Raw genomic sequence first — 12,676 nt, 5'->3', positions numbered from 1 at the left:
GTCCGACAACCGCTCACCCGCAGGCGACTTGACCTGCCCCACCCTCGCCACACCACAACCAACGAGAGCAGGACAGCTAAGTCACTGGCATTGCGCCTAGGTCAGGTCCGCGACTCCTCATCATTTCCCTCCGGCCACACCGCTGCCGCGGTCGCCTTCACTGCCGCCGTCACCCCGGCCTGGCCGCCGGTCGGCACCTTGTGCGCGGTCCCCGACAAAGATGCCGCGTCGAACGCGTCCACAGCGGCGCCCACCGTCCCGGCGACGTCGCCGCCGGCGCGATGATCGGCCTGGCCGGCGCCTGGCTCATCCACCGCCTCCCCTTTGGGTCACTTGGGGTCCGCATGGGATGGCGTCAACCGGTGGACCGGCCGCGGTGCAGACGGGAGGGCGCGCCGGCGGACTGAGCGCCTTCCTCGCCGAGTGAGATCGTGTCGTTGCCCGTCAGCTCTACGACGTACACATGGCCCTTCTCGCACGTCAGCAGGGAGGCAAAACGGTCAGTGGGATGGCTGGTGACCGCCTCGAAGGTGGCTGTGGCTCCGCGTACTCCGCGCAGTTCGAGGGCCTCGGTGCAGCCAACTTCGCGCTGAGTGCCGGCCTCTGTGACGTTGCTGACCTGCTTACCGGCGAGTTCTCCGATGGTGGCGGTGTGCAGAGTCAGGGTGACCTTGAATGAGGTGGTGCGGGGCGAAAGCTGCCCATCGGCCCTGGGGTTGCCCGGGCCGGTGCCGCTCCAGACGCCTGCCCACTTCTTCGGGAGCGTCAGTGCTGTCGCCGAGGTGGATGGCGAGGTGTGCTCGCTGCCCTTCGGGCTCGTTCCCGCTTGGCTGCCGCCACCGTCACCACCGAACGGGTGCAGCAGCGCCACCACCAGCGCGGCGACTGCCACGGCCGCGGCGGCAAACCACGGAGTGCGCGACGTGCGCGTCGTGGAATGCCCGGTGCTGATTCTTCCAACAGGTGGGCCCTCGGGGCCGATTGTGCTCGGCCCGGGTTGTGGTGGAGCCCCGAACTGGCCGGGAAGGCTGTGTGACGCTACCAGTGGGGGAGAGACAGGGACGGCCACGGGCAGCGGGGCGGCGGTACCGGCGGGCGGTGATGGAACCGCCGTGCCGGTGGGCGCCGCGACCAGGTGCGAGACCTCCGCGTGGCGTGTGGCGAGTTCGTCGCCGAGACCGGGCGGCAGGGCCTGGGGCCAGCTAGAGCCGGGGCGGCGGGGCAGCAGGTCGGTCAGTTCCTCGCTGGTGGGTCGCTGCTCCGGGTGCTTGGCCAGGCAGCGCGCCACGATGGGCAGCAGCTCCGGGGGCACGGCGTCGATGTGCGGCTGCTCGTGCACGATGCGGTACAGCAGCGAGGCTGCCGAGACATCTTCCCCCTCGTGCTGGAACGGACTCCGTCCGGTCGCGGCGAACACGACGACACAGGCGAAGGAGAAGACGTCGCCCGCCTCGGTGACGACGCCGTGGGACACCTGCTCGGGAGCGAGGTAGCCCGGAGAACCGATGACTCCGCCGCTGCGGGTGTGCCGTGAGTCGTCGGCCGCCCGGGCGATGCCGAAGTCGATCAGCATGCAACGCTCGCGGGCCAGGAGGATGTTGGACGGCTTGACGTCCCGGTGTGCCAGCAAGCAGGCGTGCACGGCGGCGAGAGCGGCAGCCAGTTCGCCGGCCAGCGCACGCACCGTGAGCGGCGGCAGCGGCCCGTGCGCGACGACCCAGTCGGCCAACGACGGCGCGGGGACGTACTCGGTCGCAAGCCACTGCGGGCGATGGCCGGGCGGGCTGTAGTCGACGACGGAGACGGTGAATGGCGAGCGGACAAGATCGCTGTTGCGTATCTCGCGGGCGAACCGCGGCTCGAAGTCCGGCGCGGCGGCCAGGTCCGAGCGCACGGTCTTCAGGGCCAGTGGCCGCCCCGCAGGTGTCCGGGACAGGTAGACCTGGCCCATACCTCCGGCGCCGAGCCTGGCCAACAGCGGGTATCCCCCGACCGCGTCCGGATCAGTTGGCTTCACCGGTTCCACGTATCCCTCCCCAATCCTTCCGCCCCGTCCGCGGCGCGACGGCACCGCGCACGCCGAGCGGACGGCCAGCAGAATACGCGGCGGCCCACATACCACCAGGCGGGCGACGCACCTGTCTGGCCTGACCCCGGTTCGTGGAGTCTCGGAGCTTTCACTCGGTGGTGGCCTTCGGGGGCTGGCATGGCAGCCGCTGCCTTCCCCCATTTCCGTGCGTCCGGGCATGCCGCAGCTCCGGTGCGTGACGAGGCGGACGTCGGCAACTCACCTCTCGTGCAGCGTGCCGAGCGCGTTATGACGACGCTCGCGCTCACCGGCACACCGACAAGCCGATGCCCTCGAAGCGGAAGCAGGCCCGTACCGCCTCGCACACGGGTGCGCTCTCCGATCTGCGCAAGCACGGCCTGGCGGAGAACGGCGGGCAGATCTCGGGTGGGGACACTCTGCGCAACCTGACGCCCATGGGGCTGAAGGCCGCCTCCTACGAGCTGGGGCGGCCGGTGGGGGAGATGGGCAACCCGGCCCGTGGCGCGGGCCGCACTGGGGCCTCCCACCCGATGGTGGTCAACGACGCCGTGCTCGCGTTGCTGCGCCCGAAGCCGGACCTGTCCCAGCTCGATGGCGAGCCGGCCGATGTCCTCGCCGCCGCGCAGGCCGCGGTCGATGCACCGGATGGGTTGGGCACCATCGCCTCCTACGCGACCGAGGTGGCGCTGCCCGCGACGGGCACGTGGTCCAACCCCGGCAAGGGCGGCGCTCAGGCGGACATCGTGCTCACCGCGCCCGAGGACGGGGTGCCGCTGCTGTTCGTGAAGCTCGACAACTGTTACGAGTCCGCGCAGGTACTCGCGGCGAAGATCGACAAGTACATGCGGTTTGGCCAGCGGAAGGTGAAGGACGTCGACGGCAAGGAGCGGCCGATGTGGCGCACCCGCTGGTGGGTGCCCGACGGCCGTCACGGCGATCAGCCGCACCCGCCGCTGCTGCTCGTCTTCAACCGCGTCGGCCCGCGCAACCCCAACACCGTCATCGCGCAGCTGGCCGAACTGACCCAGCGGCACTGGCAGGGCACCGCGTACGAGGACGGCTTCCACATGGACGACGGCAAGCTCCCCATCGTGGTCACCGGCATGAAGCAGCTGAAGGAGCACGGCCCGGCCGGGGCGATCTTCCGGCGCTTCGGACGCCCGCACAACCAGACGCTCCTGGAGGCGATCGGCAACCCGCGCCGCGAAGCCCACGACGCCCGTCAGCGGGATGAGTACGCAGCCCGCGAGCGGGAGTACAAGGAGCAGCTGCGCCGCGCGGCCGAACAGCAGAGGGCCGAGCGGGAGGCCCGCCGTCCCGTGTGCGCCAGCTGCGGAACGAAGTTCACCGACGAACGGTGGAAGGCCATCGAGCCCGCCGGGTGGGACACCCCACGGGAGACCCACCCGCACCTGTGCGACGACTGCAAGCAACGCGCCATCACCGCCGAACGCCAAGCCGAGCACACCGAGCACGCGCTCCAGGAGCACGACCAGGCCGTGCCCGAGCAGAAGGCCGGCGGCACCTGGATCTCGCGCTTCCGCAGCTGACGTGACCGGACCCCGCTGTCGGTGGCGCCTGCAAGGCTGACCGGATGGACCGTGGTGATGAGCAACTGCTGCGCCGCCGGGTTTACGGCGCCGACGATGTCCACCCGAGCCAGCGGCTGGACGGCACTACGCCGAACTGGGACTGGGAGAGGTGTAGAGCCATCGTGGCCTGCGGTGGCGGATTGTTGTCTGGTGAGCTGGTGTTCGGATGTCGGGGTGGCTGGGGTCCGGTGGTTTGGAGGCGCAGGTTCCACTGCTTCACCGGGCCCCAGCTATGAGGCCCGGTTCCCGGGAAGGTGGTAGCTACACCGTTTACCCGGAGAGATGTCCTGATCCGGGACATGCCTGGGGGCCCCGGATACATCCGGGGCCCCCAGGCATGCTGCTGCTTGGCGGGTTACCAGCGATACCAGCGTCCCTTGCGGCCGCCTGTGTCCGCGGAGCGCATGACGAAGCCGAGAAGCCAGACGACCAGCACGATGACGGCGATCCACCACAGTGCCTTGAGCGCGAAGCCCGCGCCGAAGAGGATCAGAGCCAGCAGAAGAACGAGAAGCAGGGGAACCATAGTTATCAACCTCCGTCGCTCCTCGTGCCCGGCGAATGTCAGAACACACGGTCGATTTCCCTGGTTTCTCCACTGCTCTTGCGGGCACTGAACACAGTTCTCCGGGGCGGTGCCGTCGTCATCCCCGAGTCGGCTGCGGCACCCGCCTTGGCTGCCCGTCCTCGCCTGTACGGCCCGTGAGGGGTGTGAGCGTGGACGCGGTGGCCACTCGGCTGGACAAGGGTTGGGTCTACAGCCCTTGGGGGCTCTTCGCCGTCCTTTGGGCGGCGAAGAGCTATTCCCCTTGTGCTGCTTCACACCTCGGTGGGGGTGTCTTGCCGTCGAGGTTGGGAGCAGGCGTACAGGGATGCCTTGCCCCTGTACGGAGACCAGCATGACAACTTCCCGCGTGCCGCGGTTTTCGCCCGACGGGACACGTGACGACGCCACGATCGCCCGCCTGGAGCAGGAGAACGCGCAGCTGCGGCAAGCCGTCAACTCGCACGCGACGGTGGACCAGGCCATCGGTGTTCTTACCGCGATCCACCGGCTTGCGCCGGCTGCCGGGTTCGAGGTGCTGTGTGAGGTGTCCCAGCGCACCAACATCAAGCTGCTGGGCGCTGGGGCAGCCGCTGCCGGAGCCGGTGGGGCGGGAGCTGGGCGCGGCTGTGCACCGGCGGTCACGCCAGCAGGGAGCCTCAGACGGGGACGCCGGCTAGAACGCCGCGGCCGGGCACGGCGCGGGTCAGGCGGTCAGGGCCTGCTCAACGGTGGAATGGCAGCCGATGACCTCATCCAGGCCGACGAGCTGAAGGAGCCGCAGCACCGACGCCTGGGCGCCGGCTATACGCAGCCACCCCTGAGCGTCGCTCATGCTTTTGTGGGCGGCGACGAAGACGTTGATGCCGCTGGAGTCCATGAAGGTCACGCTGCTGAGGTCCACCACGGTCCGTGGCGTCGCGCCGTCATAGGACAGCAGAACCTTGGTGAGCATGTCCTTGACGTCGTGGTCGATCTCGCCGCGCAGGGTGACCACCCGGATGCCGTCGACGCCTGTGCGGTCGACCGACAGGTGGCTGGGCTGGGCTGCTCCGTGGGTGTCTGTCACCGTTCCCTCGACTGCGCTCGCGGATGGGTGCTTGGGCCCCGACACGATGTTCGCTGGCAGCCTGCCCCGATCCTACGGTGAACACCTGTTCGGCTCTTCGTCGTAGCTCAAGGGGACATGTGAGGCATAGTGCGGGGTACGCGCAGACGTGTGAACAGGGGAAACAACGGTGGGTCCGGCGAAATCAGTCCCCGATGGTAAGGACAGCTTGATGCCTGGCGCCTCTCCGATACAGGAGACCGTTGCCCTGGACGGCGACGGATCCTGCATCGCCGAGGCGCGCCACCACGCGGCCGAGTTCCTCACTCGCGTCCAGGCGGAGCATGGCCTGCCGGTGTCCGCGCGCGCGATGGACCTGACCCGGCTGGTTGTCAGCGAGCTCGTCACCAACGCCCGCAAGTATGCTCCCGGGCCGGTGCTGATGGAGCTGCGCATCTCCGGCGACGTGGTGGAAGTGATCGTGTGGGACAGCGAGCCGGGTCTGCCGGTGGCGCGGGCCGCCGATGCGGGCAGGGTCGGGCAGCACGGCCTGGAGATCGTCATGGCCGTCGCGCAGGGCTTCGAGGTCCAGCGGGAACCGGTCGGCAAACGCGTCACCGCCCGCATTGCCCTGCCCGACGACCCCGGCGGAGACGTCACCGGACGCCGCCCCCAGTAACAGCGGCGCGCTACCGGCAGGCGAGGGCGACGGAGGGAAGGGGTCGGGTCGGGCCTGCCGCACTTTACGATCGGCGCCCCAGCCGAGGTGGCGTTCGGTTTCGTGCACGACGGTGCGCCAAAAGCGGGAGAGGCAGAGGCAGCGCACAAGACCAGCGACCGGCTCTCCTTCATCCGTACGTGAAGCATCTGTGCCCGAAACCGTCAGGGTGTGTGGATAGGCTTTGGCGGTGACCGCTGATGCCGTGGAGAAGCTGCTCGCTGATGTGTGCGGGACGTTGGCCCGTGCTGGCTTCGATGTGGCGTCGGCCGGTGATGAGGGCAGCCCTGGTCTGCGGGTGCGGAGGGATACGGACTCGGTGCTGGTGGGATGGGTGCCCGGCAGCGAGTTGGATCCTGCGGGCCGGGAGGATACCGAGTTCGAGGGCATTCGTGCTGCTCTGCGGTCGGCGCTGCTGGCGATCCTCGCGCAAGCCGGTCATCCCGTGCAGGTGGACCACGCGAGCGGTGAGGTGCGGGTCAGGCTGCTTGCATGACCCTGGGCCGCGGGATCGACACCCGCGTTGCCCTCAGAGCGTGGGGCAGTTCGAACGCCGGCGGGCGGGGCGATGTAGGACCCGCGTGCCGGAGGCCCGCGCCGTTTCGACTGGTCCGGCACCCTCCTGAGCGGGCAGCCGACTCGCCGCACGGCCCTGCCGGGAGCACGCTGGGAGGCGTGACCAGTGCGCCGATCGTCGTACACCAGCCCTCCCGTACCGGTGGCCGGAGTGTCACCGTGCACTCGCACGGCCGGGACGAGATCCTCGGCACCGCTTACAGCGACCACGACCTGGTGGTGTTCCTTCAAGCGGCTGGCGTCGACGAACCCGAGGGAGTGTTGGACGATGCGCGCTGGGTGGAATGGCGCGGAGGCACGCCCACACGAGTGGAGAACGGCCTGAGCGGGGCCGCTCCATACCGACCGCGCACAGGGTGGTGGCGTGGTGTACGGGTTCACCACGGCCGCGAGGTGCCGTTGCGAGGTTGCGGTGTCAGTGGGTGGTGAGCATGCCCTCGCGGAGCTGGGCCAGGGTGCGTGACAGCAGTCGGGAGACGTGCATCTGGGAGACACCGAGTCGTTCGCCGATCTGCGCCTGGGTGAGTTCCTCCACGAACCGCCAGTGCAGGATTTTGCGCGAGCGCTCCTCGAGGTCGGCGATCATCGGGGCGAGGGCGTGGAAGTCCTCGACCAGTTCCAGCGCGCCGTCGTCGTTGCCGATGAAGTCGGACAGGGCCGTCTCGCCGTCCTCGCTGCTGCCGATGGCGGCGTCCAGGGAGGAGGAGCGGTAGCCGTTGGAGGCCAGCCGTGCCTCGATGACTTCCTTCTCGTCCAGGTTCATCAGCTGGGCCAGCTCCGCCACCGTCGGCGTGCGGCCCAGGCGGCTGCTCAGCTCCTCGGTCGCGCGCGCCAGTTGGACGCGGGCCTCCTGCAGACGGCGCGGCACGTGCACGGCCCACGTGGTGTCACGGAAGAACCGCTTGATCTCTCCCACGATGTAGGGGATCGAGAAGGAGGTGAACTCCACCTCGCGGGACAGCTCGAAGCGGTCGATGGCCTTGATCAGACCGATCACGCCGACCTGGACGATGTCCTCCATCTCCTCCTGGTCCCGGCTGCGGAAACGGGAGGCCGCGTAGCGGACCAGGGAGATGTTCACCTCGATCAGCGTGTTGCGCGCGTACTGGTACTCCGGCGTGCCCTCTTCAAGCCGGTCCAGCTGCTGGAAGAACAGGCGGGTGAGCTCACGCGCGTCCTTCGGGGCGACCTTCGACGGGTCGGCCACTTCCGGCAGTTCAGCGCACTGCGCATCCGCCGTCGCCGCTGCCGTATCGGTAACCATGTGTTCCTCCCCTTGTCGGCCATGCCGACACCGGCCCACCTCGACTCGCCCTGCCGCGCTTACCCCTTCTCCCCACCTTCATGCCTACTCCCTCCGTGATATCGACGGCCCCGCACCCGAGAGGTGCCGAAGCGGACCTCGATCGACTGCGGCGAGCGGATCCAACCGAGCCGCGCCATCCAATCGAGTCGCGCGGCGTCCTGCTCCGGTCCTAGCGGGGTGCCGGCGGCGGCCAGGTCCGCCAGGTCTTCGCGGCGGCAGACCTGGTCGACCTGGCCGGGGGCAACGTCCCGTCGGAGTTTTGTGTTCAGGTCGGTGAGCAGCTTGTGGTCCGGACCACGAAGGCAGTCACGTTCGCCTTTTCGCCGATCACTGCGCCCGGTTGCGGTCGGTGGGTTGACGGCCGTCCACGATGCTGGTGCGCACTACGAAGTTCGTCGTCGGATCGGGTGCGCCGGCCGTGTTCGGTAGGGTTCCGGAGTGCTGGCTGTCTGGTCGGTGCCTTCCTGGGGGGATGAGCGAGACGAGGGACATGCCGGAACAAGCGATCCTGCCTGCGATAGGACCGAGCGGGCCTTTGGCCGTGTCGGTCGAGGCGGCGCGGATGGCGGCGGTGCGCCGTTACGACATTCTCGACACTCCGCCGGACGGCGCCTATGACCGAGTTGCGGCGCTGGCCGCGCGGCTGTTCGAGGTGCCGGTGGCGACGGTGACGATCGTGGATGAGGACCGAATCTGGTTCAAGGCCGCGCACGGGCTGGAAGGTGTCAGCGAGATCGGCCGGGATCCGGGCCTGTGCGCCTCGGCGGTGCTGCGTGATGACACCACCGTCATCCCCGATACGTTGCTGGACCCGGTCGCCTGCTCCAACCCGCTGGTCGCCGGCCCGATGGGGGTGCGGTTCTACGCCGCCGCTCCGATCATCACCGCCGACGGGCACCGCCTGGGCACGGTCAACGTCCTTGACACCCGCCCTCGCGAGATCAGCGAGGCCGATGCCTCCACCCTCACAGACCTGGCCGCGGTGGTGCGTGACCAGCTTGAGCTGCGGCTGTCGGCGTTGCACGTGATACGCGCCGAGCAGGAGCGCCGCAAGGTCGAGCAGGAGAAGCGTCAGGCGGAGGAAGAGGCCCGCCAGCGTGCGGAGCGGGACAAGGCGGCCATCGCGGCGTTTGCCTCCACCCTGCAGCGCACCCTGGTGCCTCCCGCGCTGCCCGCGGTACCCGGGCTTGAGCTGGCCTGCCACTACAAGACCGCCTCCCCGCAGGAAGTGGGCGGCGACTTCTACGACGTCTTCCCCGTCGGCGGAGGCCGGTGGGCGTTCTTCCTGGGCGATGTGTGCGGCAAGGGCGCCGAAGCCGCCTCGGTCACCTCACTGACCCGCTACACGCTGCGGGCCGCAGCCCTCGTCGACGCGGACCCCACGGCCGCGCTCAAAGCCCTGAACACCGCGCTGCTGCTCGACGCGGCGGTTGGCACCCGCTTTTGCACCGCCGTCTTCGGCCTGCTCGATCCGGCCCGGGACGGCGGTTTCACAGTCACGCTGGCCACCGGCGGTCACCCGCCCGCCTACCACCTCAGCCCTGCCGAGGGCGGCGGTGTACGGGTCGAAGCGGCCCGCGCCAAGGGCGGCATGCTGGTCGGCGCGTTCGCCGAGGCCGCCTTCGCCTCACTCACCCTGCACCTGGCACCCGGCCAGGGACTGCTGCTGTACACCGACGGGCTGACCGAGGCCCGCACCGTCGATGGCCACATGCTCGCCGACACCGGCCTTACCGACTTCCTCGCCCAGCGACCGGCACCGGTCCGCGCCGGCGCCCTCATCGACGACACCGTCGCGCTCCTGGACACACTCCCCGACACCGAACGCGACGACGTGGCGCTGCTGGCCCTGTCCGTCCCCACCGCGGACGCCGCTCCCGCCGGCATCACTACCACCGCTCACAGCGCCGCCGCCCCGACCGCACGCGCCGACGCCTCCGTCGGGCAGGAGATCCGACGCCCATGACCGACGCATTCCACATCGACGTCCCGCACACCGACGGCGCCCTGGCCGTGATCGCACTGTCCGGTGAATTCGACATCGCCGCCGCACCCGCCGCGCGGGCCCGCGCCCTAGAACTCATCGCGGCCGGACACGCAGACCTGGTCGCCGACCTGTCGGCTGTCACGTTCTGCGACTCCTCAGGGCTGGGAGCCCTCGTCGGCATCTGGCGCTGCGCCAAGGACGCCGACGGCTCCCTGACCCTGGCAGCCATCCCCGACCGGCTGAGCCGCCTGCTCAGCGTCACCGGGATGGACACCTTCCTGCCCGCCTACCCCAGCGCCGAGGCCGCGCTCGCCGCCCGCCAGGGCAATCGCACCACCGCCTGAACACCCTCGCTCGCAGGAGTGACATCAGCGGGCATGCCCTGGCACAGCCCGGCCCTACAGCTGGGCGCGCGGGGGCATGGCGAAGCGCGCGTCGCGGCCGATCACTGGTCGCGACGCGCGCTCATCCGCTTCGTCAAGCAGGCCGCCGCCGCGATCGAACCGGGCACGCCTGCTCAGCCGTTCATCGACGTGCTGACCGAGCTGGTCCAGGAGCAGGCCGGCACCAACGTAGATCAGGGCTTCGGCTTGGCCGCCTCGGCGGTCGGGCAGTGGCGCCGGTTCTGGCCCCGCCCACTTGCTCGGCCTGGGATCTGGCCCTGGCCGATCCGAGTGAGTATCGGCCGTCGTGGCAACCGGCACAGCAGTGTCGATCAGGCTGGCAAGGCGGCGCTTGGTGCGATCTCAGCTGTGGAAGCTGATGTATCCGTTGCCGTGGAGCAGAAGCCCGATTTCCGTTGCTCGCCTGGAGCAAGTGGCTACCTGCCTGGCGCCGTCAGCACCACGGCCCTCGCCAGGTTCGGTCCACAGGCGGGTTCCGCCACACCGCCAGGTCGGTCAGCGCCGGATCCAGATCGATCCTGGGACGCTGCGCTCCCTTTAACCGCTTGGCCAATGTCAGCGCGTAGCAGTTTTCGAATCCGGAGGCCCGGCGATCCGGCCCGCTGGGACTGGGGCGGCGACAAAACCCTGACGGCCTGCCACTCGGTCGGGTGAAGACACTGCAGCGGCGGAACTCTTCCGGGGGGACCGGGCGTAGTGCCGTATATGGACCCGATCCACGAGACGCACGTGAGCGAGCCGGGCCTGCTTGTCGTCGACGTCGCGGCCGCCGACGACGCCACTGCGCTCGCCTGCGGCGGCCCAGCCGTTCGCTGGACTCGATGCCCTTGCGGGCGATGCGTACGCCGATGCGCTTGCCTCGTAACCATTTGCGCAGGTGGGGGATGTCATATGCCTTGTCGGCGTGCAGGCGCTGGGGCTTGAAGTGGCGGCCGCGGTGGGGGTCGTGTCTCGTTTGGTGACCCTCGACCATAGGCTTCGGCCCTTCGCTGTCGTGGGTGTTGCCGGCCGAGACGCCGACGACCAGGGGCAGCCCGTTCGCGTCCGACAGGACGTGCATCTTGGAACCCGGCTTACCCCGGTCCACGGGGCTTGGACCTGTGAGTTCGCCCCCTTTTTAGCCCGCACGTGAGCGGAGTCGAGGACCACGCGCGAGACGTCGATGAGGCCGGCGTCATCGAGCCGGTGCAGCACCGCCTCATGCAGGCGGCCCCACACCCCGGCCCGCGACCAGATCAGGAACCGGCGGTGCGCGGTCGACTTCGATATCCCGAAATACGGCGGCAGAGCCCGCCAGGCACAACCGCTGACCAGCACGTAGATGATCGCCGCGAACAGCGTCTCATCAGGCGTGTCCTGCGTTCCTCCACCCTGTGGCCGCACCTTCGACGGCGGGATCAGCGGCTTCGCGATCTCCCACAGCCCGTCCGGAACAATCCAACTCCACGTACCCCGCCCCATACACAGACCAACGAGCGATCACCACATAGGACACCGTCTAAGAAGTCATCTCATTTGGCGAGTCTGCGGTAGCAGATGAGGGTGCACGCGATGCTGGTGAAGGCCAGGAAGTGTTCGGCTTTGCGTTCGTAGCGGCGGTGGAGGCGGCGGCATCCGGCGAGCCAGGACATGGTGCGTTCGATGGTCCAGCGGTGGCGTCCCGGCCGCTTGGAGGACTCGATGCCTTTGCGGGCGATGCGGTGCTGGATGCCGCGGCTGCGTAACCAGCGGCGCAGGTGGTCGTAGTCGTAGCCCTTGTCGCCATGGAGCTTGGCAGGCCATCGCCGGCGAGGTCCGCGTCGGGAGCGGATGGGCGGGATGCCCCGCACGAGCGGTTCGAGGGCCTGGCTGTCGTGAAGGTTCGCGCCGGAGATCCCCACAGACAGGGGCAGTCCGGTGCGCTCGGTGATCAAGTGGATCTTCGAGCCGTACTTGCCCCGGTCTACAGGATTCGGGCCTGTCAGTTCCCCCTTTTCAGGGCCCTCATGTTCACCGAATCGATCGCACAGCGAGACCAGTCGAGCTCACCGCGGGAGCCGAGTTCGTCGAGGACCAGGCGGTGGAGTTTCGCCCATACGCGGGCCCTCGACCACTCGGCGAAACGGCGGTGAGCCGTGGCTCCCGAGGGGCCGAACAAGGCTGACGGCAGTTGCTGCCACGTACAGCCCGAGGTGGCCACGAACACGATTGCAGCCAGCACTTCCCGGTCTCCGTGCCGACGTCGTCCGCCTCCCTGCGGCCGGGTCGGCGCCTCCGGCACCACCCTCTGGAACAACTCCCACAGTTCATCCGGCACCAGCCGCTCAACGATCCCCACACCCAGAGCTTATCGAACAGGCCAAATGAGATGACCTCTTAGACCGTGTCCTATGTCGTGATCGCTCGTTCGTCTGTGTATGGGGCGGGGTACGTGGAGTTGGATTGTTCCGGACGGGCTGTGGGAGATCGCGA

At 69.1% G+C, this 12,676-nt stretch carries 11 protein-coding genes and 3 pseudogenes; 7 read left to right on the top strand and 7 right to left on the bottom strand.

The genetic code is table 11. From position 1 onward, the window contains the following. Window positions 1-101 precede the first annotated feature (101 nt). On the bottom strand, window positions 102-314 hold the full coding sequence (locus AC07C1_RS40695) for a hypothetical protein (RefSeq protein WP_478947150.1): 213 nt from the start codon (window positions 312-314) through the stop codon (window positions 102-104). A gap of 41 nt (window positions 315-355) precedes the next feature. Beyond that, on the bottom strand, window positions 356-2,026 hold the full coding sequence (locus AC07C1_RS40690) for a serine/threonine-protein kinase (protein ID WP_478947149.1): 1,671 nt from the start codon (window positions 2,024-2,026) through the stop codon (window positions 356-358). A 329-nt stretch (window positions 2,027-2,355) separates the two neighbouring features. On the opposite strand from AC07C1_RS40690, the gene AC07C1_RS40685 reads away from it, so the two are divergent. Further along, window positions 2,356-3,600 carry a replication-relaxation family protein gene (locus tag AC07C1_RS40685; RefSeq protein WP_478947148.1) on the top strand — a complete coding sequence of 415 codons (1,245 nt, stop codon included), beginning with the start codon at window positions 2,356-2,358 and terminating at the stop codon, window positions 3,598-3,600. A 397-nt stretch (window positions 3,601-3,997) separates the two neighbouring features. Here AC07C1_RS40685 and AC07C1_RS40680 read toward each other — a convergent pair whose 3' ends face one another. Then, window positions 3,998-4,168, bottom strand: coding sequence for a DUF5670 family protein (locus AC07C1_RS40680; protein ID WP_030933194.1), 171 nt, complete (start codon window positions 4,166-4,168; stop codon window positions 3,998-4,000). A 346-nt stretch (window positions 4,169-4,514) separates the two neighbouring features. Between AC07C1_RS40680 and AC07C1_RS40675 the strand changes: the two are divergent. After that, a pseudogene (locus AC07C1_RS40675) lies at window positions 4,515-4,700 on the top strand (hypothetical protein); the annotation flags it as partial. Between the two features lie 192 nt (window positions 4,701-4,892). Here the strand turns inward: AC07C1_RS40675 and AC07C1_RS40670 are convergent. Then, window positions 4,893-5,255 (bottom strand): STAS domain-containing protein, encoded by a 363-nt coding sequence (locus tag AC07C1_RS40670; protein ID WP_478947147.1) that lies wholly within the window; start codon window positions 5,253-5,255, stop codon window positions 4,893-4,895. Between the two features lie 211 nt (window positions 5,256-5,466). On the opposite strand from AC07C1_RS40670, the gene AC07C1_RS40665 reads away from it, so the two are divergent. Together AC07C1_RS40665 and AC07C1_RS40660 are read left to right on the top strand one after the other, a co-directional pair. After that, window positions 5,467-5,913 carry an ATP-binding protein gene (locus AC07C1_RS40665; RefSeq protein ID WP_478947146.1) on the top strand — a complete coding sequence of 149 codons (447 nt, stop codon included), beginning with the start codon at window positions 5,467-5,469 and terminating at the stop codon, window positions 5,911-5,913. 229 nt (window positions 5,914-6,142) lie between these two features. Further along, window positions 6,143-6,448, top strand: coding sequence for a hypothetical protein (locus tag AC07C1_RS40660; RefSeq protein ID WP_478947145.1), 306 nt, complete (start codon window positions 6,143-6,145; stop codon window positions 6,446-6,448). A gap of 495 nt (window positions 6,449-6,943) precedes the next feature. Here AC07C1_RS40660 and AC07C1_RS40655 read toward each other — a convergent pair whose 3' ends face one another. After that, window positions 6,944-7,792, bottom strand: coding sequence for an RNA polymerase sigma factor SigF (locus AC07C1_RS40655; RefSeq protein ID WP_478947144.1), 849 nt, complete (start codon window positions 7,790-7,792; stop codon window positions 6,944-6,946). Window positions 7,793-8,306: 514 nt separating this feature from the next. Between AC07C1_RS40655 and AC07C1_RS40650 the strand changes: the two genes are divergently transcribed. The 3 genes and pseudogenes from AC07C1_RS40650 to AC07C1_RS40640 form a co-directional block, all read left to right on the top strand. Further along, a complete protein-coding gene (locus tag AC07C1_RS40650) occupies window positions 8,307-9,800 on the top strand; it encodes a PP2C family protein-serine/threonine phosphatase (RefSeq protein WP_478947143.1) in 1,494 nt (497 codons plus the stop codon). Then, on the top strand, window positions 9,797-10,165 hold the full coding sequence (locus AC07C1_RS40645; RefSeq protein ID WP_478947142.1) for an STAS domain-containing protein: 369 nt from the start codon (window positions 9,797-9,799) through the stop codon (window positions 10,163-10,165). The genes AC07C1_RS40650 and AC07C1_RS40645 overlap by 4 nt, the downstream gene beginning before the upstream one ends. A 765-nt stretch (window positions 10,166-10,930) precedes the next feature. Next, window positions 10,931-10,993, top strand: a pseudogene (locus tag AC07C1_RS40640) (DUF6207 family protein); the annotation flags it as partial. Here AC07C1_RS40640 and AC07C1_RS40635 read toward each other — a convergent pair. Beyond that, window positions 10,977-11,686, bottom strand: a pseudogene (locus AC07C1_RS40635) (IS5 family transposase); the annotation flags it as partial. The pseudogenes AC07C1_RS40640 and AC07C1_RS40635 overlap by 17 nt on opposite strands. A 50-nt stretch (window positions 11,687-11,736) precedes the next feature. Next, a protein-coding gene (locus AC07C1_RS40630) for an IS5 family transposase (protein ID WP_478947151.1) occupies window positions 11,737-12,536 on the bottom strand; the annotation gives its coding sequence in 2 pieces (ribosomal slippage) (window positions 11,737-12,188 and window positions 12,188-12,536; 801 coding nt in all). Window positions 12,537-12,676: the final 140 nt, after the last annotated feature.

Source organism: Streptomyces sp. NPDC045022, assembly GCF_056432605.1.
Note: the sequence above shows the minus strand (reverse complement) of the source record. Positions and strands in the feature narration are given on the sequence as shown.

Coding starts and splice junctions, on each gene's coding strand:
- AC07C1_RS40685 (WP_478947148.1), top strand. CDS start 2,356: ATGCCCTCGAAGCGGAAGCAGGCCCGTACCGCCTCGCACACGGGTGCG.
- AC07C1_RS40680 (WP_030933194.1), bottom strand. CDS start 4,168: ATGGTTCCCCTGCTTCTCGTTCTTCTGCTGGCTCTGATCCTCTTCGGC.
- AC07C1_RS40665 (WP_478947146.1), top strand. CDS start 5,467: ATGCCTGGCGCCTCTCCGATACAGGAGACCGTTGCCCTGGACGGCGAC.
- AC07C1_RS40655 (WP_478947144.1), bottom strand. CDS start 7,792: ATGGTTACCGATACGGCAGCGGCGACGGCGGATGCGCAGTGCGCTGAA.
- AC07C1_RS40650 (WP_478947143.1), top strand. CDS start 8,307: ATGAGCGAGACGAGGGACATGCCGGAACAAGCGATCCTGCCTGCGATA.
- AC07C1_RS40645 (WP_478947142.1), top strand. CDS start 9,797: ATGACCGACGCATTCCACATCGACGTCCCGCACACCGACGGCGCCCTG.